Annotated in this window: 22 protein-coding genes; 12 read left to right on the top strand and 10 right to left on the bottom strand. The window is 33.0% G+C overall.

Annotated elements, in window-relative coordinates; translation table 11 throughout:
• The 5 genes from addB to NSS86_RS03360 all read right to left on the bottom strand — a co-directional run bounded on the left by addB (position 1) and on the right by NSS86_RS03360 (position 6,985).
• Positions 1 to 3,474, bottom strand: a complete 3,474-nt coding sequence (addB, locus tag NSS86_RS03380) for a helicase-exonuclease AddAB subunit AddB (protein WP_000172350.1) — start codon at positions 3,472 to 3,474, stop codon at positions 1 to 3.
• Positions 3,475 to 3,633: 159 nt separating this feature from the next.
• Positions 3,634 to 4,209: a signal peptidase I gene (gene lepB / locus NSS86_RS03375; protein WP_000711896.1), complete on the bottom strand. Its 576-nt coding sequence runs from the start codon at positions 4,207 to 4,209 to the stop codon at positions 3,634 to 3,636.
• 15 nt (positions 4,210 to 4,224) lie between these two features.
• Positions 4,225 to 4,749 carry a signal peptidase I gene (gene lepB / locus NSS86_RS03370; RefSeq protein WP_000758209.1) on the bottom strand — a complete coding sequence of 175 codons (525 nt, stop codon included), beginning with the start codon at positions 4,747 to 4,749 and terminating at the stop codon, positions 4,225 to 4,227.
• Positions 4,750 to 4,753: 4 nt separating this feature from the next.
• A complete protein-coding gene (locus tag NSS86_RS03365; RefSeq protein ID WP_000007967.1) occupies positions 4,754 to 5,329 on the bottom strand; it encodes a TVP38/TMEM64 family protein in 576 nt (191 codons plus the stop codon).
• A 324-nt stretch (positions 5,330 to 5,653) separates the two neighbouring features.
• A complete protein-coding gene (locus tag NSS86_RS03360) occupies positions 5,654 to 6,985 on the bottom strand; it encodes a glucose-6-phosphate isomerase (protein WP_000148852.1) in 1,332 nt (443 codons plus the stop codon).
• 350 nt (positions 6,986 to 7,335) lie between these two features.
• Between NSS86_RS03360 and NSS86_RS03355 the strand changes: the two genes are divergently transcribed.
• The 3 genes from NSS86_RS03355 (at position 7,336) to NSS86_RS03345 (ending at position 11,081) form a co-directional block, all read left to right on the top strand.
• A complete protein-coding gene (locus NSS86_RS03355) occupies positions 7,336 to 8,541 on the top strand; it encodes an argininosuccinate synthase (protein WP_000660045.1) in 1,206 nt (401 codons plus the stop codon).
• Positions 8,531 to 9,910, top strand: a complete 1,380-nt coding sequence (gene argH / locus NSS86_RS03350) for an argininosuccinate lyase (RefSeq protein WP_000066053.1) — start codon at positions 8,531 to 8,533, stop codon at positions 9,908 to 9,910. Before NSS86_RS03355 ends, argH begins: the two co-directional genes overlap by 11 nt.
• A gap of 241 nt (positions 9,911 to 10,151) precedes the next feature.
• The gene (locus NSS86_RS03345) at positions 10,152 to 11,081 is read left to right on the top strand and encodes a glycerophosphodiester phosphodiesterase (RefSeq protein ID WP_000185330.1); all 930 of its coding nucleotides are present in this window, start codon (positions 10,152 to 10,154) and stop codon (positions 11,079 to 11,081) included.
• A 526-nt stretch (positions 11,082 to 11,607) separates the two neighbouring features.
• Here the strand turns inward: NSS86_RS03345 and NSS86_RS03340 are convergent.
• From NSS86_RS03340 to NSS86_RS03320, 5 genes are all read right to left on the bottom strand, one after another.
• Positions 11,608 to 12,852 (bottom strand): Glu/Leu/Phe/Val dehydrogenase, encoded by a 1,245-nt coding sequence (locus tag NSS86_RS03340; protein WP_000138487.1) that lies wholly within the window; start codon positions 12,850 to 12,852, stop codon positions 11,608 to 11,610.
• A gap of 108 nt (positions 12,853 to 12,960) precedes the next feature.
• On the bottom strand, positions 12,961 to 14,151 hold the full coding sequence (locus tag NSS86_RS03335) for an ornithine--oxo-acid transaminase (RefSeq protein ID WP_000167314.1): 1,191 nt from the start codon (positions 14,149 to 14,151) through the stop codon (positions 12,961 to 12,963).
• 307 nt (positions 14,152 to 14,458) lie between these two features.
• The gene (locus NSS86_RS03330) at positions 14,459 to 15,586 is read right to left on the bottom strand and encodes an NADH-dependent flavin oxidoreductase (RefSeq protein ID WP_000838029.1); all 1,128 of its coding nucleotides are present in this window, start codon (positions 15,584 to 15,586) and stop codon (positions 14,459 to 14,461) included.
• Between the two features lie 361 nt (positions 15,587 to 15,947).
• The gene (gene ygs / locus NSS86_RS03325) at positions 15,948 to 16,325 is read right to left on the bottom strand and encodes a S1 domain-containing post-transcriptional regulator Ygs (RefSeq protein ID WP_001067294.1); all 378 of its coding nucleotides are present in this window, start codon (positions 16,323 to 16,325) and stop codon (positions 15,948 to 15,950) included.
• A gap of 414 nt (positions 16,326 to 16,739) precedes the next feature.
• Positions 16,740 to 17,333: a peptidylprolyl isomerase gene (locus NSS86_RS03320; RefSeq protein WP_000035058.1), complete on the bottom strand. Its 594-nt coding sequence runs from the start codon at positions 17,331 to 17,333 to the stop codon at positions 16,740 to 16,742.
• Positions 17,334 to 17,396: 63 nt separating this feature from the next.
• Here NSS86_RS03320 and NSS86_RS03315 point away from each other — a divergent pair, with 63 nt between their 5' ends.
• From NSS86_RS03315 to NSS86_RS03275, 9 genes are all read left to right on the top strand, one after another.
• Positions 17,397 to 17,780 (top strand): kinase-associated lipoprotein B, encoded by a 384-nt coding sequence (locus NSS86_RS03315; protein WP_000781162.1) that lies wholly within the window; start codon positions 17,397 to 17,399, stop codon positions 17,778 to 17,780.
• A 130-nt stretch (positions 17,781 to 17,910) separates the two neighbouring features.
• Positions 17,911 to 20,316, top strand: a complete 2,406-nt coding sequence (gene mnhA1 / locus NSS86_RS03310) for a Na+/H+ antiporter Mnh1 subunit A (protein WP_000054612.1) — start codon at positions 17,911 to 17,913, stop codon at positions 20,314 to 20,316.
• A complete protein-coding gene (mnhB1, locus tag NSS86_RS03305) occupies positions 20,309 to 20,737 on the top strand; it encodes a Na+/H+ antiporter Mnh1 subunit B (protein WP_001081626.1) in 429 nt (142 codons plus the stop codon). Before mnhA1 ends, mnhB1 begins: the two co-directional genes overlap by 8 nt.
• Entirely contained in the window at positions 20,737 to 21,078 is a 342-nt protein-coding gene (mnhC1, locus tag NSS86_RS03300) for a Na+/H+ antiporter Mnh1 subunit C (protein ID WP_000402803.1), read from the top strand. The genes mnhB1 and mnhC1 overlap by 1 nt, the downstream gene beginning before the upstream one ends.
• Positions 21,071 to 22,567 carry a Na+/H+ antiporter Mnh1 subunit D gene (gene mnhD1, locus NSS86_RS03295; protein WP_000573077.1) on the top strand — a complete coding sequence of 499 codons (1,497 nt, stop codon included), beginning with the start codon at positions 21,071 to 21,073 and terminating at the stop codon, positions 22,565 to 22,567. Before mnhC1 ends, mnhD1 begins: the two co-directional genes overlap by 8 nt.
• Before the next feature lies 1 nt (position 22,568).
• The gene (gene mnhE1 / locus NSS86_RS03290; RefSeq protein WP_000290674.1) at positions 22,569 to 23,048 is read left to right on the top strand and encodes a Na+/H+ antiporter Mnh1 subunit E; all 480 of its coding nucleotides are present in this window, start codon (positions 22,569 to 22,571) and stop codon (positions 23,046 to 23,048) included.
• Positions 23,048 to 23,341 carry a Na+/H+ antiporter Mnh1 subunit F gene (gene mnhF1, locus NSS86_RS03285; protein ID WP_001016306.1) on the top strand — a complete coding sequence of 98 codons (294 nt, stop codon included), beginning with the start codon at positions 23,048 to 23,050 and terminating at the stop codon, positions 23,339 to 23,341. The genes mnhE1 and mnhF1 overlap by 1 nt, the downstream gene beginning before the upstream one ends.
• Entirely contained in the window at positions 23,319 to 23,675 is a 357-nt protein-coding gene (gene mnhG1, locus NSS86_RS03280; RefSeq protein ID WP_339302332.1) for a Na+/H+ antiporter Mnh1 subunit G, read from the top strand. Before mnhF1 ends, mnhG1 begins: the two co-directional genes overlap by 23 nt.
• Before the next feature lie 248 nt (positions 23,676 to 23,923).
• The gene (locus NSS86_RS03275) at positions 23,924 to 25,078 is read left to right on the top strand and encodes an FAD/NAD(P)-binding protein (protein ID WP_000558755.1); all 1,155 of its coding nucleotides are present in this window, start codon (positions 23,924 to 23,926) and stop codon (positions 25,076 to 25,078) included.
• The last annotated feature ends 1 nt before the right edge of the window (position 25,079 follow it).

Genomic DNA, 25,079 nt, shown 5'->3' with positions numbered 1-25,079 from the left:
TTACTCACCCCCAAATTCATCATTAATGTTAATATTTTGAATTGCTTCAATTGGATTTATTGTTTCATCTACAGTTCGATATCGCTTACTATCAATCATGCCATCTACATGACATACCGATTGATAACTACAAAAAGCACATGGCAATTTTTGTTTGTACTTTAATGGTGCAACTTCAGTATGTCCATCCATAATATTTGAAGCTGTTTCTATAAAATTCTCTTTGTTATGCTGAATGAATTTATAAATTGTTGCTTCATCTGCCACTTGGCTGCCTCGTTTACTCAAAGAGCCATCTTTATTCAAACCAACTGGTACAATATCTGAAGTGAATTTAGGTTCTAAACGAATATCCAATGCATCAATAACAGTTTGGTCTGCATTCACTAAACCACTCAGCTTAAACTTTTTAATTAAATCTTGTTCTAGTTTATCTTCATCAATATCAGACCATGATTTAAATTTAATTCTAGGTTCATGTACATGGAAGTATAATAATCCACCTGGTTTCACAATATCTGTTAATCCAAGGCGTTGTTTATTTTGTAAAACGATATCCATGTATGTCATCATTTGCATTTGCATACCATAATATACTTTCGTTAAATCAAGTGTCGCACTACCTTCAGAGGATTTATAGTCAATGATATTAACAAAACTTGTATCATTCTTTGTATACGTATCGATACGGTCAATTTGCCCTCTAATATTAATTGGAATACCTTGAGTTGTCGTTAATGTTTGTGCAATTAATTCGTCATTTGTTCTTGGTTTCCTTCTAAAACTTGTCTCAAAATGTTTTGGCATAAACTTTGAATACGTGCCTTGATATTTTAATGCGCTTAGTGTTGTTTCTACAATAGCGCCAATGCGTCTTGATAAATAACGATAGTAAGCTGAAGAATTTAATAAATTAAACTGAACTTTAGGTAAAATTTCTTCCAATGCTTCATTCGTTAATTGTCTTATTTTTTTCAGGTCTAATTGTTTAAAATCGCCATTAATACGTTCAGATATATATTTTAAAACGGAATGGAAAATATCACCTAAATCAAAGTTTTGAAGTTCATATTTCGTTCGTTCATTTAGTTTCAGACCATGTGAAGCATAGTGTTTAAATGGGCATTGTTGATAACCTTCAAAACGAGATACACTGGCATTGATTTCCTTACCATATAAATCTTTAGACAACGTTTCACCTAATTTTACAGTTTCATTGTCAAACGTTAATGCTGACATTAAATAATCTAAACCTTGATTTAAATGATCGCTATCTCTAATTACTTGATAAGCATCTAACCAACTATCAGCCACAATTTCATCATCTAACCAAGCACGCAATGCTTCAAATAATGTAATTTTGGTTTGCTTAGCATGTTGCATTAGTGACAATGGGTTAACTTCATGGTATTGAGGAATGTTAGTAATTTCCAATTGGTTGAACAATGATTGAATTTGATTTAAAAATGGGCTGATCTCCTTATCATCACCACTTGATCCCATTAGACTGTAAGAAAATGTAACATCTCCCTTAGCTCTAGTCATAGCAACATAGCAAACAAATGCTTCATCCATCTGTAAAATATCTGATGTAGGACTCAACTCTACATTTGCTTGTTGTTCAAAATATTTCTTTTCTTCATCAGTAATTAAACTTGATGCAGTTACTGGTTGTGGCATGGTGCCGTCGTTCATTCCAACTAAGTAAACATGTTGCTTATTGTCGACTTTAGCCAAATCCATCGTACCAATACTAACTTGATCTAATGTTTGTGGAATCATGACAAATTCTAATTGTTCTAAACCAATATCAAATACTTCTAAGAAACGTTCCATCGACATTGGTTCATCTCCAAATACTAGAACTAAGTCGTCAAGGATTTGAATTAAGCCATTCCATATTTGATCAATTTCCTCCGCCTTTTCATGATTACCATTTAAATCAAGTTCATCTCGCTCTGTCATCAATTGATTTGGCAGTTCGAAATATTCCATACTTTCATAAAAAGCAGTTGCAAAGTCTTTTACAGTTTCCGCTTGTGACATTTGCTTTTCAAAATGTAAAATTTTATCAATGACATCTTTCTTTAACTTAACGACTTGTTCAAATGTGTTACGTTCATCTTCGGTCAGTTTATGCGCTTTACGCCCCATTTTGCTAAAATGTTCGACATTAAATAGCTCATCATCTAACCAACGTTTACCGTATATACCACGTTCAAGTACAAAATTTTCAAGTAAATCAACTAAGTATGCACTTTTTAGATATGATGCCGTTAACACATCAGTCTTCAATAAGCGTAGCATTGGATTCACTTGCCAATTAGATTGAATAACTTCAATCAATGAACGAATCATTTCCATGACCGGATGATGTGTCATCGAACGCTTTGTATCAATGTTATAAGGAATATTATAAAGCGGTAATATGGAATCAAATAAATAAGCATAAGACTCGTCACGATATAAAATTGCAATATCTTGATATCGTAATTGCTTATCACGAATATCAACGATGATACGTCGCGCAATTTCATTTATTTCCTCTCTCATAGTCGCAGATTCTAAAATATTGATATGACCTTGACATGCCACTCGATTGATTTGAAGTACATCAAATTCTTGTTCAAGATGCTTTAAATCTTGATTATTGAAGCGATATAATTGGTTGAAATATTGACGTTCAATAGAAATATTGAGTTCATTTGCTATTTCTTCAATATGTCGTAACACTTCCGATGGTTTTCTAAATAAACTAAATTGATCGTGGTTACCATCTGTCGTCAATATAATTGTGACACTCTTCGCATATTTAATTAATCCTTTGATTATTAAATACTCAATCGTTGAAAAGTTGTGAAAACCATCAATATATATATCAGCACGTTTTAGCCACTCTGATTTCGGCATACAATCAATAAAATATTGTAATGAATCCTCACCAGTAATAAACTCGTTTTGAATGCGTTGTTCGAACTCACGGTATATTAAAGCAATATCCTCTAACTTATTTTTAGTTCGAGTTTGCATATTTTTATCAGCAATAAAGTGTTCTAAATGTTCAGGCGTTACTGCATATTTTTTAAAATCTTGAATTTGTTCTGTTAATTTTTCACTAAACCCATAATATTTTGCTTGTGATTGATAAAGTTTTAAATACTTTTGTTGTTCTTGAACAATGTTATAAATCATCATTTCCGTTGCAGCTTTAGATAACTTTTGTTCGCTATAACTACCAACTTCTTGGAAAATACGATGACTTAATCGTTCAAAATGCAACACTTCTGTTCTTAAACTACCATTTAATTCCGGATCATTGACAAAGGCTTGTTCTAATTGAAATGTACTTTGAGTTGGCGCAATTAAAATGATTGGATCTCCAAGCGGATCTGCTTTCATTTTTTGTTTTATTTCGGTCAACATTTTCGTAGACTTACCTGTTCCCGCTCTACCTAAATAAGCATGTAATGTCATGACAAACCCTCACTTCCTTTGACACATATTTTAACACAAAGTGATTGTGATTGATTTATTATAAGTTCATTTCGAACTTAGCTTTTATTGTGGTACTAACAAAATAAAACATCGTTTATCAGTATTAAAACCGACAAACGATGTTGTATTTGTTTCATATTAATTTTTAGTATTTTCAGGATTGAAATTATGTTTAAATTCACTAAATGGCCAGAATCTAAATGAAACTTTACCAACAATTTGGTCTTCATCAATGAGGCCAAACGCACGGCTATCTTTACTTACTTCACGATTATCTCCAAGAACTAAATATTTACCTTTTGGAATGACATTTGATTTAGGATTCGCATTCGGTAAATCTTTAACTTGGAAAGTCCCAGTAATGTAATCACCTTGTTTATGTTTTAAATTATAGTTTAAATATGGTTCATCTTGTTTTTTACCATTGACATATAATGTATCATTTTTATATTCTACTTTATCACCAGGAACACCGATGACACGTTTAACATAGTCATCATTTTTGTTTGCATGGAAGACAACTACATTACCTTTTTCCAAACCACCTGTTTTATATCCAATAATGTTTACAGCTACTCGCTCGCCATCTTTCAAAGTTGGATCCATTGATTCACCTTTAATTGTATATGGTGTAACAATAAATTTACCTACTATAAATAAAATGACAAAAGCGACTGCAATTGAAATAATCCATTCCAATAATTCTTTTTTCAATTTTGACACCTCTTTTTAAGATTTGAACTGAATCGTCCATTTTGAAAAAGGATAATATCTCAAACTTATATTACCAATAATATCCTTTTTATCAATTAAACCAAATTGTCTAGAATCATGCTGATTGTTATCATGATCATTTAGCACAACAAAATTGTTAGGCGGTATAATATCTCCATCTAATTCTTTAAAATTGCGCAAACTAAAATCTTTAATTTTTCTGTTCTTGGCATAAGATGCGTCAACCGGTCGGTCATCACGGTATAATTGTCCCTGACGAAACGCCATTGATTGACCAGGTTTGGCAATAATTCGACTAGTATATATCTCGTTACCACGCCTATATGTAATGATATCACCATTATTCAATTGATTAAATGTAACTTTAATTTTATTTACAATAACACGATCCCCTTTGTTAAGGGTTGGTGACATATCATTATTCGGAATGACATGACCAACTATTACAAAAGTTTGTACGAACAGTACAATGATAATAGCAAGTATCAATGAAATCAAATATTTTACAACTTTTTTCACGATGTCACTCCTTTTTCGATCCCATAAAATGCTGTTCTAACTTTTTTCCAACAATCCAAAATACAACCAACACAACTAACATTAATATCCCTCTTAAAGGATGCGTTAAAATTGTAGTAATTTCCTTACCTAAATAACCTAAAATAATTGTTGAAACTAACTTTGATGATGCCAAAACAATGAAATAATATTTAGGTCTAATATGAGATAGACTCGCTACAAAATTTATTAATGTATTTGGCGTAAAAGGAAAACAAAGTAAAATAAACAATGGGATTAATCCTTGGCGATCAATAAAACTAATCAAGCGTTGAACAGCAGTACGTTGTTTAATTCGCTGCATCCTCTCAGTGTTCACCAATCGTTTACAGATCAAATAGACTGTAAATGTTCCAGAAATTAATCCAAGCCAACTAATCAATATACCTAAAATAGGTCCATAAGCTTGAATGTTAATTAAAATATAGAGTGCTAAAGGAAATACTGGAATTATCGCTCTAATATATAACAATATAAATCCAGGTAAATAACCAAACTGTCGAAATATCTCAAACCATTCTTCTACTTGATGAAACGACAAATCATCAATCCCTTTCTTTGGTTGAAGATAATTATTCTTACATTATAAAGTTAATTACTAAGTAAAGAAACATTAACATGTAATCATGCTAATAAATCAGTCTCTAGTAGTATAACAATATTATTGTATGACAGATGTTATTTTTTCTTTAATTTTCTCTTAACATCTTGTCACATTAGCTAGTAACCTAGTTCTTGCATATAAATAAAAACGAGGTTGTCATTACATTTTTACATTTGTAATGACAACCTCGAAAATATGCTTTAAATAGTTAACGTCTAGTTCTATCTTTTCAAACTTCACTAATCATTGAAGTAATGTATTTTATAAACGCTCTTCTAATTCTTTTTTCAAGTCTTCAAAACCAGGTTTACCTAATAATGCGAACATGTTTTGTTTATATGCTTCTACACCAGGTTGGTTAAATGGATTTACACCTAATTGGTATCCACTCATTGCACAAGCAAGTTCGAAGAAGTATACGACATAACCGAAAGTTTCTTCATCTAATTGTGGAATGTTCACTACCATGTTAGGAACACCACCATCAGTATGCGCTAATAATGTACCTTCGAATGCTTTTGTGTTAACTTCGTCGATTGTTTTACCAGCCAAATAATTTAATCCGTCTAGATCATCACTATCTTTTTCAATAGTAATATCATATTTAGGATGATTTACTTTTACCACTGTTTCGAATAAGAAACGACGGCCTTCTTGTACATATTGACCTAAAGAATGTAAATCAGTTGTGTAGTTGGCACTTGAAGGATAGATACCTTTGAAGTCTTTACCTTCTGATTCACCAAATAATTGTTTCCACCATTCATTAAAGTATTGCATAGATGGTTCATAGTTAATCAACATTTCTGTTGTATAACCTTTTGCATATAAAATGTTTCGAATTGTCGCATATTGGTATGCAATGTTGTCTTCTAATTTATCTGAAGATAATTCTTCACGTGCTTTTGCAGCACCAATCATCATAGCTTCGATGTTAATTCCAGCTGTTGCAATTGGTAATAATCCTACTGCTGTTAAAACAGAATATCTTCCACCTACATCATCAGGTACGATAAACGTTTCATAACCTTCGTTTGTAGCCAACTGTTTTAAAGCACCTTTTTCTTTATCCGTTGTTGCAAATATACGTTTTTGTGCTTCTTCTTTACCGTATCTTTCTTCAACTAATTGTTTGAACAATCTAAATGCAACTGCTGGTTCTGTAGTTGTACCAGATTTAGAAATAACGTTTACAGAGAAATCTTTGTCTGCTAAATAATCAACTAACTCTTTCGTATATGTTGATGATAAGTGATTACCAACAAATACAATTTCAGGGTATTCATTGCTGTTTCTAAATGATGACGTTAACATTTCGATTGCTGCACGTGCACCTAAGTAAGAACCACCAATACCGATGACTACTAAAACATCAGAATTTTCTTTAATGCGTTTTGATGCTTCAACAATTCTTGAAAATTCTTCTTTGTCGTAATCAACTGGTAAATCAACCCAGCCTAAGAAGTCACTACCTGCACCAGTACCTTCATGAATTGTTTTGTGAATTGATTTAACAATTTCTTGTTGTTGTTTTAATTCGTGTTCACCGAAAAATTCTAACGTTTTACTAAAATCTAATTGAATATGAGTCATCTATAAAAGCCTCCTGTTTCATTTAATATCTTAATTTTACTAAGTTTACGTTTGCGATTCAATTCACAAGTTTGTACTTAATCAATAAAATTGATATTTATGTGACGTTTCACACCTATTTTTCAACAAACATTTCAAACTGGCGTCAAACACTCAAACATTTTTTATACAATTTGCATGTTTTTTAAAATACTTTTAAACATTGATAAATAAGCATTTATACTTACAACTCTAACTATCTCTATCGCATTTTATGAATAAATATGTAAAATAATGGTTTTATTTTCATTAAAAGTTTGCTATCATGTGTTCATACGAAATATTCAGATAACTACAATGAGGTGAATTTTATGAAAGAGAAAATTGTTTTAGCATATTCAGGAGGACTAGATACAAGTGTGGCCGTTCAATGGCTTATCGACAAAGGATACGACGTTGTAGCTTGTTGCCTAGATGTTGGTGAAGGTAAAGATTTAGACATCGTTTATAAAAAAGCTTTAGATATGGGAGCAGTTGAATGTCATATTATTGATGCAACAAAAGAATTTAGTGATGAGTATGTAAGTTATGCAATCAAAGGAAATTTAATGTATGAAAATGCATATCCATTAGTTTCAGCTTTATCAAGACCATTAATCGCTAAAAAATTAGTAGAGATTGCTGAGAAAACAAATTCAGTAGGTATTGCACATGGTTGTACTGGTAAAGGGAATGACCAAGTACGTTTCGAAGTTGCCATTAAAGCATTAAACCCATCATTGAAAGCATTCGCACCTGTACGTGAGTGGGCATGGAGTCGTGAAGAAGAAATCGATTATGCAATTAAACATAATATCCCTGTATCAATCAACCATGATTCACCTTATTCTATCGATCAAAATCTATGGGGCAGAGCGAATGAATGTGGTATTTTAGAAGATCCTTATGCTGCGCCACCAGAGGATGCGTTCGATCTAACAAATGCTTTAGAAGAAACACCAGATACTGCTGATGAAATCATTTTAACGTTTGATAAAGGCATCCCAGTTCAAATTGATGGCAAAACATATGAATTAGACGATTTAATTTTAACGTTGAATGCATTAGCTGGTAAGCATGGTATCGGAAGAATTGACCATGTAGAAAATAGACTTGTAGGTATCAAATCAAGAGAAATTTATGAGGCACCTGCTGCAGAAGTTATTTTAAAAGCGCATAAAGCATTAGAAACGATTACGTTAACTAAAGATGTCGCACACTTTAAACCAATCATTGAGAAGCAATTTGCTGAACAACTATACAATGGACTTTGGTTCTCACCTTTAACTGATAGCTTGAAATTATTTATTGATAGTACTCAGCAATACGTAAGTGGTGATGTCAGAATTAAATTATTCAAAGGTAATGCCATCGTGAATGGTAGAAAATCACCTTACACATTATATGATGAAAAATTAGCAACTTATACAAAAGAAGATGCATTTAATCAAGACGCTGCTGTTGGCTTTATCGATATCTATGGTTTACCTACTCAAGTAAATGCGATGTTGCATGGAGGCTATAGCAATGAGCAATAAAGCTTGGGGCGGTAGATTTGAAGTACAACCTGAAGAGTGGGTTGACGACTTTAACGCATCCATTACTTTTGACCAAACGCTCATAGATCAAGATATCGAAGGCAGCATTGCGCATGCAACTATGCTTGCGAATCAAGGCATTATTAGTCAACAAGACAGCGAACAAATTATACAAGGACTAAAATCTATTCAACATGATTATCATCAAGATCAAATTCAATTTAGTGCATCATTAGAAGATATTCATTTAAATATTGAACATGAATTAATTAAACGTATTGGTGATGCTGGTGGTAAGTTGCATACTGGACGCAGTAGAAACGATCAAGTTGCAACAGATATGCACTTGTACACTAAGAAACAAGTGCAAGATATCATCGCATTAATTAAGTCGTTACAAAGTGTAATTGTAGACATCGCTTCCAATAATGTTGATACAATTATGCCTGGTTATACTCATTTACAGCGTGCACAGCCAATTTCATTTGCACATCATATTATGACTTATTTTTGGATGTTACAACGAGACCAACAACGATTTGAAGATAGTTTAAAACGAATCGATATTAATCCTTTAGGTGCAGCAGCCTTAAGTGGTACCACATACCCTATCGATAGACACGAGACAACAGCATTGTTGAACTTTGGCAGTCTCTATGAGAATAGCCTAGATGCTGTTAGTGACAGAGACTATATTATTGAAACATTGCATAATATTTCTTTAACGATGGTTCACTTATCACGCTTTGCAGAGGAAATTATTTTCTGGTCCACAGACGAAGCTAAATTCATTACATTATCAGATGCATTTTCAACTGGCTCATCTATTATGCCACAAAAGAAAAATCCTGATATGGCAGAATTAATTAGAGGTAAAGTTGGTCGAACGACTGGTCATTTAATGAGCATGCTTATGACTTTAAAAGGATTACCTCTAGCATATAACAAAGATATGCAGGAAGATAAAGAAGGTTTATTCGATGCTGTCCATACAATTAAAGGTTCTTTACGTATTTTCGAAGGTATGATTCAAACGATGACAATTAATAAAGAACGACTCAATCAAACTGTTAAAGAAGATTTTTCAAATGCAACGGAACTAGCAGATTATTTAGTAACTAAAAATATTCCATTTAGAACTGCACATGAAATTGTAGGAAAAATCGTCTTAGAATGTATACAACAAGGTCATTATTTATTAGATGTTCCTTTAGCAACATATCAACAACATCATTCTAGTATCGATGCCGATATTTACGATTATTTGCAGCCTGAAAATTGCTTGAAACGACGTCAAAGTTACGGGTCAACGGGGCAATCATCGGTCAAACAACAACTTGATGTTGCTAAACAATTACTATCACAATAAATACGTTAATCTACCTACCCACAATGTCTATTAAAATTACATTGTGGGTATTTTAATGCTCTCTTCGTCTTGTTGAACATCACATTTTTAAGATTCCTAAAATGTTTGATAATTCTTTTAAATTTATATTACAGAAATGTTATAAATTGTAAAAGAAATGTGTAAAGCGTTTTCACAAGCAGGTTTTTGTAGTATTTTAAAATTGTTAGACTACAAATAAAGAGATGAAAGGATAAAGACTATGACTAACTCTTCGAAAAGCTTCACTAAATTTATGGCTGCTTCTGCTGTTTTTACTATGGGATTTTTATCAGTACCTACTGCTGGCGCTGAACAAACAAATCAAATTGCAAATAAACCTCAGGCTATTCAATGGCATACAAATTTAACGAATGAGCGATTCACTACTATCGCACATCGTGGCGCAAGTGGCTATGCACCAGAGCATACGTTTCAAGCATATGATAAGAGTCATAATGAGTTAAAAGCATCTTATATCGAAATTGATTTACAACGTACCAAAGATGGACATTTAGTTGCTATGCATGATGAAACTGTTAACCGTACAACAAATGGACACCGTAAAGTTGAGGATTATACCCTTGATGAATTAAAACAGTTAGATGCAGGAAGTTGGTTTAATAAAAAATATCCAAAATACGCAAGAGCAAGTTATAAAAATGCTAAAGTACCCACTTTAGATGAAATTTTAGAACGTTATGGCCCGAATGCAAACTATTATATTGAAACAAAGTCACCTGATGTATACCCAGGAATGGAAGAACAATTATTAGCTTCATTGAAAAAGCATCACCTTTTAAATAACAATAAATTAAAAAATGGACATGTAATGATTCAATCATTTTCTGACGAAAGTTTAAAGAAAATTCATCGTCAAAATAAGCATGTGCCATTAGTAAAATTAGTTGATAAAGGTGAACTACAACAATTTAACGACCAACGCTTAAAAGAGATACGCTCTTATGCGATTGGATTAGGTCCTGATTATACAGATTTAACTGAACAAAATACCCATCATTTAAAAGACTTAGGATTTATAGTACATCCTTATACAGTGAATGAAAAAGCTGATATGTTACGATTAAATAAATATGGCGTTGATGGTGTCTTTACAAATTTCGCTGATAAATATAAAGAAGTCATTAAGTAGTATTGTTAAACTAGAAAACATAAATACAAAAATATAGCTATTACTATAAAAAACAGCAGTAAGATATTTCCAAATTGAAATTATCCTACTGCTGTCTTTTTGATCAACTATATATAGTTGAGCGTTTAATTAGAAATTCTCAGTGTTGGGGCCTCGCCAACTTGCATTGTCTGTAGAATTTCTTTTCGAAATTCTCTGTGTTGGGGCCCCTGACTAAAATTGAAAAAAGCTTGTTACAAGCGCATTTTCGTTCAGTCAACTACTGCCAATATAACTTCGTAGAGCATAGAACATTGATTTATGTCCCAGCCTGGTTTAATTAAAAATTCTCAGTGTTGGGGGCCAGCCAACTTGCACACTATTGTAAGCTGACTTTCCACCAGCCTCTGTGTTGGGGCCCCGACTATTTTTGAAAAGAGCGTGTTACACGGGCATTGTTTTACAGTCAACTGCTGCTAAAATAAAATTAACGAGCTTAGGGCTTTGTTTTCTGTCCCAAGCTCGTTAAATCACATATGATAATTAATTATGCCCAACCACGATATCTAGCTGCTTCTGCTGTACGTTTAATACCTATGATATATGCTGCAAGTCTCATATCTATTTTTCGATTTTGAGACAATTCGTAAATCGTGTCAAATGCCGCTTCTAATTTTTCACGTAGCTTTTCATTTACTTCTTCTTCAGACCAATAATAACCTTGATTATTTTGTACCCATTCGAAGTAAGAAACCGTTACACCACCAGCACTTGCTAATACGTCTGGAACTAATAATATACCACGTTCAGTTAAAATACGTGTTGCTTCTGGTGTTGTAGGTCCATTAGCAGCTTCAACAACGATACTAGCTTTAATATCATGTGCATTGTCTTCTGTAATTTGGTTTGAAATAGCCGCTGGTACTAAAATGTCACAATCTAATTCAAACAATTCTTTATTTGAGATTGTTTCTTCAAATAAATTTGTTACCGTACCAAAACTATCACGACGGTCTAATAAATAATCTATATCTAAGCCATTTGGATCGTGTAATGCACCGTAAGCATCAGAGATACCTACAATTTTTGCACCTAAATCATATAAGAATTTAGCTAAGAAACTTCCGGCATTACCGAAACCTTGAATAACAACCTTGGCACCTTCAATTTGCATATTACGACGTTTTGCAGCTTGTTCAATTGCAATAACTACACCTAGTGCAGTTGATCTGTCGCGTCCATGAGAACCACCCAATACAATTGGTTTACCTGTGATGAAACCTGGTGAATTAAATTTATCTAATGCACTATATTCATCCATCATCCAAGCCATAATTTGTGAGTTTGTAAATACATCTGGTGCTGGAATATCTTTGTTCGGACCTACGAATTGTGAAATTGCTCTTACATATCCGCGTGATAAACGTTCAACTTCATGAATGCTCATTTGACGTGGATCACAAACGATACCACCCTTACCACCACCGTATGGTAAGTTTACAATGCCACATTTCAAAGTCATCCACATTGATAATGCTTTTACTTCTTCTTCATCAACATCTGGGTGGAAACGCACGCCCCCTTTTGTTGGTCCAACAGCATCATTATGTTGCGCACGGTAACCTGTGAATGTTTTAACTGTGCCATCATCCATTCGTACAGGGATACGCACTTGTAACATTCTTAAAGGTTCTTTAATTAAATCGTACATTCCTTCGTCAAATCCCAATTTATGCAATGCTTCTTTAATAATTCCTTGAGTAGAAGTTACTAAATTATTGTTCTCAGTCATGATCCTTTTCGCCTCTTCTTTACCTAATGATTTCGCTTTCAAACATATTGTAACATAACGTATTCCTTTTTAAAGCCCTTACAAACTGATTGTTACAACTTTTTGACATTATTGAAATACATGTCTTATTTTTTCAAGTGCAAGGTCCAATTCTTCTTTAGTAATAATTAATGGTGGTGCAAAACGAATGACAGTATCATGCGTTTCTTTACATAATAAGCCTTCTTCTTTCAAAGCTTCACAATATGGTCTAGCACTTTCATTAAGTTCCACACCTATAAACAAACCACGTCCACGGACTTCTTTAATTGATGGATGATCAATTTGCTTTAATTGTTCTTTAAAATAATCTCCTAATTCTAAAGAGCGCCCTGGTAAATCCTCATCAACGATAACATCTAATGCAGCAATTGATGCAGCACAAGCAAGTGGATTACCACCAAATGTTGAACCATGTGAGCCAGGTGTAAAGACATCTAATACTTCTTTATCTGCTAATACAACAGAAATTGGGAAGACACCACCACCTAGTGCTTTACCTAAAATATAGACATCAGGTTTTACATTATCCCAATCCGTAGCAAATAATTTACCCGAACGACCTAATCCTGCTTGGATTTCGTCAGCAATAAATAAGACATTATGTTCATCACATAATTCTCTAATTGCTTTCAAATATCCTTCTGGCGGTATATTTATACCCGCTTCACCTTGAATTGGTTCTACTAAAACTGCTGCAGTATTTTCATTAATTGCAGCTTTCAATGCATCTACATCTCCAAAATCAACTTTTCTAAATCCATCTAATAACGGACCATAACCACGTTGGTATTCTGCTTCTGAAGATAATGAAACTGGCGCCATTGTTCGACCATGGAAGTTACCATTAAATGCAATGATTTCTGCTTTATTTGGCTCAATTCCTTTAACATCGTATGCCCAGCGTCGTGCTGCTTTCAAAGCTGTTTCTACTGCTTCAGCACCTGTATTCATTGGTAAAGCTTTATCTTTACCTGCCAGTTTACAAATTTTTTCGTACCATTCACCTAAGTTATCACTATGAAAAGCACGTGAAACTAGAGTCACTTTATCAGCTTGATCTTTTAATGCTTGAATAATTTTCGGATGTCTATGACCTTGGTTAACAGCGGAATATGCAGATAACATATCCATATATTTATTGCCTTCAGGATCTTTAACCCATACCCCTTCAGCTTCTGAAATGACAATTGGCAATGGTAAATAATTATGTGCTCCGTAATGATTTGTTAACTCAATAATTTTTTCAGATTTAGTCATCATATCTCCCCTTTTCATCATTTATAACTATTATACATGAAACATTATCCAAATAATTACATTAGTTTTCAAAGCAGATACTTTTCCACCAAAAAAGATGAAATAATCACTAAGTTTCATTAAATTTGTCTATTTTGAAAACCCTTACATTTATAATGACATAATTACTTAAATGATTACAAGCAAAAGAATTGATAATTTTACACTTAATCAAAAGTGTATTTTACTAAGAATATTTTTATTTATAAATATTGAAAACCACTAACAAATTGCATACACAATATCATTAGTGGTAACAGTTAAACACTTATTTATCTTTACGTGGTAATGGATAGAATCCTTCATTAAATTGATGCCATAAATTAGGAGTTAAGTGATGATTATCTTCTCTCTCTGGATCAAAGTAATTAATAATTTCATCTTCCCGTCCATCTTTAATTTTTTCAACAAATTGATAATCCAGTAGTAGCTCTCTACCAATGGCTACTAAGTCAACACCAACATTTTCAACTGCATCTAAAGCTTCGTCAGCTGTGAAAATTGAACCAATACCGATAAGTGGCATACGACCATTTATCCATTTGTGAATTAAAGGTAGTCTTTCTTGTCCAGCGTATTTACCTTCACGTGTCGTTGCATGCGTATCCATCATTGAAACATGAATATAGTCGATTGGCATATGGCTAATTTTATTAACGAGTTCCTCTGTAATTTCCATTGTGATTCCTGGAGACTCCGCTTCCTCTGGAGATAATCTGTATCCAACTATAAAGTCTTTATTGCCATACGCTTCTTTCGCTTTAAGCACTTCTTCAATCACAGCGACCGGGAATTTATATTGATTTGCCCATACATCATTTCTTCTATTATAGTATGGTGATACAAATTGATGAATTAAGTAATGATTCGCGCCATGTATTTCAACACCATCAAACCCTGCTTCAATTGCACGTCGTGTTGCTTCACCAAAATCCTTGATTGCTTGTTCAATCTCTTCATTCGTCATTTCTCTAGCACTATGTTCTTGTTTCTGACCGAAACTTTTTAAAGAAATTGGACTTGGTGCTACGACGTCTCCATCAGGTATTAATTCAGGCAATGCTTGTGCACCACCATGATGTATTTGTACGAGTGCTTTGGCACCGTTTTTCTTCATTGCTGTAGCTAATCGTTTTAGTCCTTCAATATCACTGTCATGCGCGATTGACGGCTGTCCTGGAAATGCTTTTCCGACATCACTCACATTACTCGCAGCATTAATTGTAATACCAACATCTTGTGAACGCTTTTCAATATAAGGAAGTTCTACATCTGAAATAGTACCATCATCATTTGAAGAAATATGTGTTAAAGGGGCTAACACAAATCGATTTCTCAACTCTACTCCATTTGGTAATTCTACTTTATCAAACAATGGTTCGTATTTACTTTTCATTACTTAATTCCTCCTTAAAATTATTGAGTTGACTATAACATGTAATTTTTTCATTCTCCAATTATCTGTTTATATAGTTGCAATTCGTTTAATACTTTAAGTTGTAGTTCTCATTTCTAAAATAAATAAAAAAAACAAATCCACATACAATATTGCAAATCAACGATTCTATCTAACAAAGATAATGGATATGTCACCTTAAACCATTTGTACGTGTAAATAGAATCAATCATATTACGTTATCGTAGACAAAAAGAGATTAGTATCTAATAAAATTTAATAGATACTAATCTCTTTTATAGTCTAAGAAACTTTCATTTCAGACCCTTTGTATGATTTTCGGTACGATTTATCTGTTCCTTTAGTCGTTTCGAATTGCTCGCTTTGACTGTTTTATCCAGATTGGTAAGCGTTCTTTAAGTGTTTGAAACCCATATTTTTCTGTTTCTCTGATTTCATCTAATACTGATTGTTTTTCCTTCTTACGCTCATAATTTTTGAAGTAATCATTATCCTTTAATGATAGATTAAGCTTTCCTTCATCATCTATAGACAAAATTTTAGCTTTAACAATTTGGCCTTCTGATAGAAATTTCTTCAAATTATGAACGTAGTCATCCATAATTTCTGATATATGAATCAGTCCTTCAGTATGATTAGGGGTCTCAACAAACGCACCGTATGGTTGAATACCAGTTACACGCACCTTGATATGTTGGCCAATTTTGTAGTTATTCAACTTAATAACCCCTTATTTCGTTTACTTAACACTATTATCATAGCACAAATCGAAATGGTGGACTAATTAAAACATCAAATCATACGAATATTATTTTATAAATGAATAAGAATTCTACAAACTTGGATTTACAAATAAAATTAGCAACAAACTCCTATCTAAATCAATATGATATCCAGCTACTTTGTTTTCAATTTATTAACTATTTGAATAGCAATTCTCTTTAAAAACATAAAAAGCAACCTCAACTATTATCTTTAGAATACACATCTATTTAAAAACTGTGCTTTCTTGATAAATATATTGAGATTGCTCATCATGTTAGTTTATTTGTTTCGTTGGAATATATACTAATCCATTCATAAATTAGCTTTATCCGAGTTTAAAATGTTGGTAGTTAATTATGTTTAGCTATTATTCTTCAACATCAATAGATTCAATTACAACATCATGAAGTGGTTTGTCTTGTGGTCCCACTTTTGTATTTGCAATATCTTCTAAAGTAGTTTCACCATCAATGATTTGACCGAATACTGTATGTTTTTGATCTAACCATGGTGTACCACCCTTTTCGCCATATGCATCAACGATTGGTTGAGGCCAGCCACCATCTGCAAGTTGACTTAACATATTTTGAGGTACTTCTTTCATTTGAACAATGAAAAATTGTGAACCATTAGTATTAGGTCCTGAGTTAGCCATTGATAATGCGCCATATAAGTTAAATGCATTTAATGAAAATTCATCTTCAAAAGCACCGCCATAAATACTTTCGCCACCCATACCAGTAGCTGTTGGATCGCCACCTTGAATCATGAAGTCATTAATGACACGGTGGAATGTTATTCCATCATAATAACCATTTTTTGCATGTGTCACAAAATTTTCAACTGTTTTTGGTGCAATATTTGGAAATAATTTGAATGTCATGTCACCTTTATTTGTGTGCATAACCACTTTAATTTCACCTTGTTGTACTTCTTTGTTTAACTGTGGATAGTTAGCCATTTATATTCTCCATTCATGTTATGATACATATATATTAACATACTTTTAAGGGAGGAAAATAGCATGAAGCTATATCGATTTTCACACAAAACAGGTAGCTATGGTGTCACGATTGTTGAAGAAAATGGAGACGATGTCCTTGTTAAAGTTGAACAAGTTATCAAACACCCGAAACAAGGTGATTTACATAACCCTACTGAAACTGAAGGTGTATTTTTCCATGAACGCAAAGCATTAAGCCATTTTGAAAAACGCTATACGAAACGTTCACAATTACGCGACTTCAATGTTGATGTATTGCGCTATGAAGATTCACTTCAACAAGCAATTACAGATTTAGAAACTAAACTTAAAGCTCAGCAAACAAAACATGCTGAAATGTCTTTAGCTAGTTTAGCACGCTTAAAAGAAGATTATTCACTTCAATACAAAGAAAATTTTAAATAAAAAATGACGTGTTTCTTCTTATTTAAATACTTCTGAAAATAAAGCACAACAAGGAGTGTGTACGTTTTTCAGAACTATATCATTCATGTATAATGAATAACATAAATATTTTTTAAAGGAGGACAACATAGTGAGTTTGTTACATATTGCGGTGATATTACCGTTAATATTCGCACTCATTATTCCTATCCTGTATAGATTTTTTAAACGTATACATTTAGGATGGTTCGTATTACCTGTCCCTATCGTCATATTTATTTATATGCTTACATTAATTAAAACGACGATGTCAGGTAATACTGTAATGAAAACCTTAAATTGGATGCCTCATTTTGGTATGAACTTTGATTTATATCTTGATGGCTTAGGTTTACTCTTTAGTTTGCTTATTTCAGGAATCGGCAGTTTAGTAGTATTATATTCAATCGGCTACTTAAGTAAGTCAGAACAACTAGGGAATTTTTATTGTTATTTATTACTATTTATGGGTGCAATGTTAGGTGTCGTACTTTCAGATAATGTTATTATTCTATATTTATTCTGGGAGCTAACGTCATTTTCTAGTTTTTTACTTATTTCATTCTGGCGCGAACGACAAGCATCTATATATGGTGCTCAAAAATCGCTCATAATCACAGTATTTGGTGGTCTATCATTATTAGGTGGTATCATCTTACTCGCTATACCAACACAATCATTTAGCATTCAGTACATGATTCAACATGCTTCTGAAATTCAAAATAGCCCATTCTTCATTTTTGCGATGATTTTAATCATGATTGGTGCTTTTACAAAATCTGCTCAGTTTCCATTTTATATTTGGCTACCAGATGCAATGGAAGCACCTACACCAGTCAGTGCTTATCTTCATTCAGCAACAATGGTTAAAGCAGGGTTATATTTAATCGCTCGAATGACACCAATCTTCGCAGCATCGCAAGGTTGGGTATGGACTGTCACACTCGTTGGTTTAATTACGTTATTCTGGGCTTCGCTAAACGCAACAAAACAACAAGACTTGAAAGGTATACTGGCATTTTCAACAGTATCCCAATTAGGTATGATTATGGCGATGCTTGGAATCGGTGCCATTAGTTATCACTATCAAGGCGATGATAGCAAAATATATGCTGCTGCATTTACGGCTGCAATATTCCATTTAATCAACCATGCAACATTTAAAGGTGCCCTATTTATGATTACAGGTGCAGTGGATCATTCTACTGGTACACGTGATGTTAAGAAATTAGGTGGCTTACTAACAATTATGCCTATTTCATTTACAATCACTGTTATTACAGCATTAAGTATGGCTGGTGTACCACCGTTCAATGGTTTCTTATCAAAAGAATCATTTTTAGAAACAACATTTACAGCAAGCCAAGCAAATTTATTCAGTGTTGATACATTAGGCTACCTATTCCCAATCATTGGTATAGTGGGCAGTGTCTTCACATTTGTATATTCAATTAAATTTATAATGCATATATTTTTCGGACAATATAAACCTGAACAATTACCTAAAAAAGCACACGAAGTATCAATATTAATGCTTTTATCACCAGCTATTTTAGCTACATTAGTAATTGTATTGGGTTTATTCCCTGGCATTTTAACTAATTCGATTATTGAACCAGCTACATCTTCGATTAATCATACGGTAATTGATGATGTTGAATTCCATATGTTCCATGGATTAACGCCTGCCTTTTTATCAACATTAGTGATTTATATTTTAGGTATCTTACTAATTGTGACATTTAGTTATTGGGTGAAATTGTTGCAACGACAACCTGGTAAACTAACATTCAATTATTGGTACAACAGAAGTGCAAATGTTATTCCAAACTACTCTGAAAAGATGACGAATAGCTATGTTACCGATTATTCACGTAATAATTTAGTTATCATTTTTGGTGCATTAATTTTATTAACATTTGTCACTATATTCTCAGTGCCTTTCAACATTAATTTTAAAGACGTTAGTCCGATTAGAATTTTCGAAGTTTGTATCGTAATTTTATTATTAAGTGCTGCCTTTTTAATTCTTTTCGCTAAATCAAGATTATTTAGCATTATTATGTTAAGTGCAGTTGGATATGCTGTGTCTGTATTGTTTATATTCTTTAAAGCACCCGACTTAGCATTGACACAGTTTGTCGTTGAATCTATTTCAACAGCATTGTTCTTATTATGCTTCTACCACTTACCAAATTTAAATCGTTATAATGAAAAGCGCTCATTCCAGCTTACTAATGCTTTAATTGCTGGTGGTGTTGGTTTGTCCGTCATTATTATCGGTTTAATTGCATACGGAAATAGACATTTTGAATCGATATCTAAGTTTTATCAAGAGCACGTTTATGATTTAGCTCACGGTAAAAACATGGTAAACGTCATACTTGTTGATTTCCGTGGTATGGATACTTTATTCGAGTCATCTGTGCTTGGTATCGCAGGATTAGCTGTATATACAATGATTAAATTACGTAAAAAGCGTCAAACGCAAGGTAACGAGGTGAAAAATCATGAATAGACAACAAAATGATCTAATTTTGCAATTTGCTGCAGTTATTATCTTTTTCATGGTAATGGTCTTTGGTTTTTCACTTTTCTTAGCAGGACATTATACACCTGGTGGCGGTTTCGTCGGCGGATTATTATTCGCAAGTTCACTTGTTATCATTACGATTGCATTTGATATAGAAACAATGCGTAAAATTTTCCCATTAGATTTTAAAATCTTGATAGGTATCGGATTAGTTTTTTGTATTGCGACGCCTATCGCAAGTTGGTTTTTAGGCAAAAATTTCTTTACGCATGTCACATTTGATATACCGTTATTTATATTAGAACCTGTTCATATGACAACAGCAGTATTCTTTGATTTCGGTGTTTTATGTGCAGTAGTTGGTACTGTCATGACAATTATTATTTCGATTGGAGAGAACGAATAGTGGAAATTATTATGATTTTTGTTAGTGGTATTCTCACAGCAATTAGTGTCTATCTCGTTTTGTCTAAAAGTCTGATACGAATTGTTATGGGAACTACACTATTAACACATGCAGCAAACTTATTTTTAATAACTATGGGCGGACTTAAACATGGTACTGTTCCAATTTATGAAGCGAACGTAAAAAGCTATGTTGATCCTATCCCGCAAGCACTTATTTTAACAGCAATCGTTATCGCCTTTGCGACAACAGCCTTTTTCTTAGTATTAGCATTTAGAACATATAAAGAATTAGGCACAGATAACGTTGAGAGTATGAAAGGAGTTCCAGAAGATGATTGAAAGTAATATGCTTGTGTTAACGCTAGTTATTCCAGTAATTACAGCCATATTACTTGTCTTTATTGGAAAGCGTCCTATTATAAAGCGTTATGTCGCACTAGGCGGTACATTATTAACCTTGGTCGCGGCAATTATCAATTTAGCAAATGTTGTTAAACATGGACCAATACGCGTAGAGCTAGGTTCATGGAAAGCACCATACAGTATTGTCTTTGTATTAGACATATTCAGTGCCCTACTAATAATTACTAGTATTATTATTACAGCTATTGTGATTTTATATTCATACCAAACAATTGGTATTGAACGTGAAAGATATTATTATTATTTTTCAGTACTATTTATGTTAATAGGTATCATTGGTGCATTCACAACTGGTGACATTTTCAACCTATTCGTATTTTTCGAAGTATTTTTAATGTCATCTTATTTCTTATTAGTAATTGGTTCTACAAAAATTCAACTACAAGAAACAATCAAATATGTTCTTGTTAACGTTGTATCGTCATCCTTCTTCGTAATGGGTGTAGCGATTTTATATTCAGTAGTAGGAACATTGAATCTAGCAGATATAAGCAATAAATTAGCTAACCTTTCAGCGCATGACAGTGGCTTAGTCAATATCGTTTTCATACTATTTATCTTTGTTTTTGCTACAAAAGCTGGCGTATTCCCAATGTTTGTTTGGTTACCTAGTGCATACTATGCACCACCAATTCCAATCATTGCATTCTTTGGTGCTTTGTTAACAAAAGTTGGTGTTTATGCAATCGCTAGAACATTAAGCCTATTCTTTAGTGATAATGTAAGCTTTTCACATTATGTCATTTTATTCTTAGCACTATTAACGATCATCTTTGGTTGTGTCGGTGCTGTTGCATATGCCAACATTAAAAAAATCATCCTATACAATGTCATGATTGCTGTAGGTGTGATCTTAGTCGGCGTTGCAATGATGACAGAGTCAGGTATGATTGGGGCTATTTACTATACATTGCACGACATGTTAGTAAAACTTGCATTATTCTTGCTTATCGGAATTATGATTAAAATTACAGGCACTGCTGATTTAAGACAATTTGGTGGCTTAATTAAACGATATCCTGTACTTGGTTGGTCATTCTTTATCGCAGCATTAAGTTTAGCTGGCATTCCCCCACTCAGTGGCTTTTATGGAAAATTTTTCATTGTCCAATCAACATTTGAAAGAGGATTTTATTTAAGTGGTGTCATCGTCTTATTATCAAGTTTAGTCGTATTATATTCTGTCATTCGCATATTCCTACAAGGCTTTTTCGGTCAACCAAAAGGATATGATCTTAATAACAAAGTCGACGTCAAATATTTAACTACGATTGCAATCGTTGCAGTTGTGATAACTGTTTTATATGGATTGTCAGCAGATTACTTATATCCAATGGTAAAAGCTGGTGCAGAAACATTCTACAATCCATCAACCTACGTTAAAGCTGTATTAGGAGGTAAATAACATGGCTGTACAATTAGTATTAAACTTTATTATCGCAGTGTTTTGGTTGTTTGTAACAAATAGTTACACAACAAATAACTTTGTGTTAGGTTTCATCTTTGGCCTAGTTCTTGTTTACCTCTTACACAGAGTGTTACCAGGTAGATTTTATGTCATCACGCTATATCGTATTATTAAATTAGTTATTATTTTCTTAATCGAACTGATTAAAGCTAATTTTGATGTTTTGAAAATTATTATTAAACCTTCGATTAAAAATGAACCAGGATTCTTTGTTTATCACACAGATTTAAAAAAAGATTGGCAAATTGTCTTGCTGTCTAATTTAATTACATTAACACCTGGTACTGTAGTGCTTGGTGTAAGTGATGATCGTACAAAAATTTATATTCATGCCATAGATTTTTCAACTAAAGAGCAAGAAGTAGAAAGTATTAAAACATCATTAGAGAAAATTGTAAGAGAGGTGGGCGAAATATAATGAATCATAATGTTATTATCGTTATTGCATTAATCATAGTTGTCATTTCTATGTTAGCTATGCTCATTCGCGTTGTGCTAGGCCCATCACTTGCCGATCGTGTTGTCGCATTAGATGCGATTGGTCTTCAATTAATGGCAGTTATAGCATTATTCAGTATTTTATTAAATATTAAATACATGATTGTCGTTATTATGATGATTGGTATATTAGCCTTTTTAGGTACTGCAGTATTCTCTAAATTTATGGACAAAGGTAAGGTGATTGAACATGATCAAAATCATACTGATTAGTCTTGCACTTATCTTTGTTATCATCGGTGCTTTAATTAGCGCCCTAGCAGCTATAGGATTATTGAGACTTGAAGATGTATATTCACGTGCACATGCTGCCGGAAAAGCATCAACATTAGGTGCAGTGTCATTACTATTTGGTACTTTTTTATATTTTATTGCTACTCAAGGTTTTGTAAATATGCAATTAATCGTTGCGATTATCTTTGTATTAATTACAGGTCCTCTTTCAAGTCATATGATTATGAAAGCAGCATATAATATTAAAACGCCTTATACTAAAAAGACTAAAGTCGATGAAATTTCGGAAGACTTAAAAGACACAAAATTGTAGATTATATAACAAAATCATGAATATAAATCAACAACAAACAGCAGTAAGATGATTCCAAATTAGGAATGATTTTACTGCTGTTTTCTTTTGACATTGTTACCTCTTTTTCAATGATTTTTTCTTTGACTACATCTTCGCCCTATCTACGTATATCTCTTTAATTTAATTGCCTTTCATGTCGTTATGTATTATGATAATAATAATCATAAATCGTAACGATTACGCTTTAAAAAAAGAGAGGTTTTATTATGCATTGGACAATTATCGGCGGTGGCATACAGGGAACTGCAATCGCACAAAAACTATTATCAAGCGGATTAACAACAGACCTATTAACAATCATTGACCCACACGAAACTTTTTGCCAAAGGTTTAACTCATATACAAATCGAATAGAAATGCCTTATTTAAGATCACCGATTGTACATCACGTACATCCACAACCGTTCCATCTAAAACAATTCGCTAAACAGCACCAATATACAAATGCTTTTTATGGTCCTTATCAACGACCTGAATTGACAATGTTTATGAATCATATTGCACATGCTTCTAAACAATATCAATTAGAGGATTGCTTGGTTCAAGGTTTAGTTCAAACTTTAGATAAACAAGAAGACAAATGGCATATCAAGTTAGAAGATGGACAAATTATCACTACAGATTGCGTCGTTATTGCAATAGGTAGTACAAATATTCCGTTTATGCCTGACATTTTAAAAGACAAACAGAATGTAAATCATATCTTCGAGAAAGAACATGATCAAGTAGTATACGATAAGACCGATCATATCGTTGGTAGTGGCATTACTGCTGCACATCTTGCACTTAAATTGTTAAATCATGATAACGATAAAAAGATTCATTTATGGCTAAATAAAGATATTGAAATACATGACTTTGATGCTGATCCTGGTTGGTTAGGTCCGAAAAATATGTCTTCATTTTTAAGTACTAAAAGCATGCCTGAAAGAAATGCCATTGTACAACGTGAACGTCATAAAGGATCAATGCCTCACGAACTGTACTTACGCCTTAAAAAACATATTAAAAATGGTCGTATAAATGTGCATAAAACACCTATCACTCAAATTAGTGGTGGTGTAATTAACACTGAAAATGATTCTGTTCCATATCAACAGATTATGGTTGCAACTGGTTTTGAACAAGATTTTATGTCACAACCACTTATTAAGCAATTAATACAAAATTATGATGCACCTATCAACGAATGTAATTACCCTGTTATTTCCGAAAAATTAGAATGGATACCAAATCTATTTGTCGCAGGATGCTTTGCAGACTTAGAATTAGGACCATTTGGTAGAAATGTTATGGGTGGCCGTAAAGCTGCCGAACGCATTGAACAAGCATTTCTAAAATTACAACAATATAGCGCATAAA

This window comes from Staphylococcus sp. FSL W8-0056 (assembly GCF_037963075.1).
Lineage (GTDB): Bacteria > Bacillota > Bacilli > Staphylococcales > Staphylococcaceae > Staphylococcus > Staphylococcus aureus.
The sequence above is the reverse complement of the archived record's forward strand: the minus strand, read 5'-3'. Positions and strand labels throughout refer to the sequence as shown.

Excerpts from the sequence above, each read along its gene's own strand:
- addB (WP_000172350.1), bottom strand. The coding sequence starts at position 3,474 with ATGACATTACATGCTTATTTAGGTAGAGCGGGAACAGGTAAGTCTACG.
- NSS86_RS03360 (WP_000148852.1), bottom strand. The coding sequence starts at position 6,985 with ATGACTCATATTCAATTAGATTTTAGTAAAACGTTAGAATTTTTCGGT.
- NSS86_RS03355 (WP_000660045.1), top strand. The coding sequence starts at position 7,336 with ATGAAAGAGAAAATTGTTTTAGCATATTCAGGAGGACTAGATACAAGT.
- argH (WP_000066053.1), top strand. The coding sequence starts at position 8,531 with ATGAGCAATAAAGCTTGGGGCGGTAGATTTGAAGTACAACCTGAAGAG.
- NSS86_RS03345 (WP_000185330.1), top strand. The coding sequence starts at position 10,152 with ATGACTAACTCTTCGAAAAGCTTCACTAAATTTATGGCTGCTTCTGCT.
- NSS86_RS03340 (WP_000138487.1), bottom strand. The coding sequence starts at position 12,852 with ATGACTGAGAACAATAATTTAGTAACTTCTACTCAAGGAATTATTAAA.
- NSS86_RS03335 (WP_000167314.1), bottom strand. The coding sequence starts at position 14,151 with ATGACTAAATCTGAAAAAATTATTGAGTTAACAAATCATTACGGAGCA.
- NSS86_RS03330 (WP_000838029.1), bottom strand. The coding sequence starts at position 15,586 with ATGAAAAGTAAATACGAACCATTGTTTGATAAAGTAGAATTACCAAAT.
- NSS86_RS03320 (WP_000035058.1), bottom strand. The coding sequence starts at position 17,333 with ATGGCTAACTATCCACAGTTAAACAAAGAAGTACAACAAGGTGAAATT.
- NSS86_RS03315 (WP_000781162.1), top strand. The coding sequence starts at position 17,397 with ATGAAGCTATATCGATTTTCACACAAAACAGGTAGCTATGGTGTCACG.
- mnhB1 (WP_001081626.1), top strand. The coding sequence starts at position 20,309 with ATGAATAGACAACAAAATGATCTAATTTTGCAATTTGCTGCAGTTATT.
- mnhD1 (WP_000573077.1), top strand. The coding sequence starts at position 21,071 with ATGATTGAAAGTAATATGCTTGTGTTAACGCTAGTTATTCCAGTAATT.
- mnhE1 (WP_000290674.1), top strand. The coding sequence starts at position 22,569 with ATGGCTGTACAATTAGTATTAAACTTTATTATCGCAGTGTTTTGGTTG.
- mnhF1 (WP_001016306.1), top strand. The coding sequence starts at position 23,048 with ATGAATCATAATGTTATTATCGTTATTGCATTAATCATAGTTGTCATT.
- mnhG1 (WP_339302332.1), top strand. The coding sequence starts at position 23,319 with ATGATCAAAATCATACTGATTAGTCTTGCACTTATCTTTGTTATCATC.
- NSS86_RS03275 (WP_000558755.1), top strand. The coding sequence starts at position 23,924 with ATGCATTGGACAATTATCGGCGGTGGCATACAGGGAACTGCAATCGCA.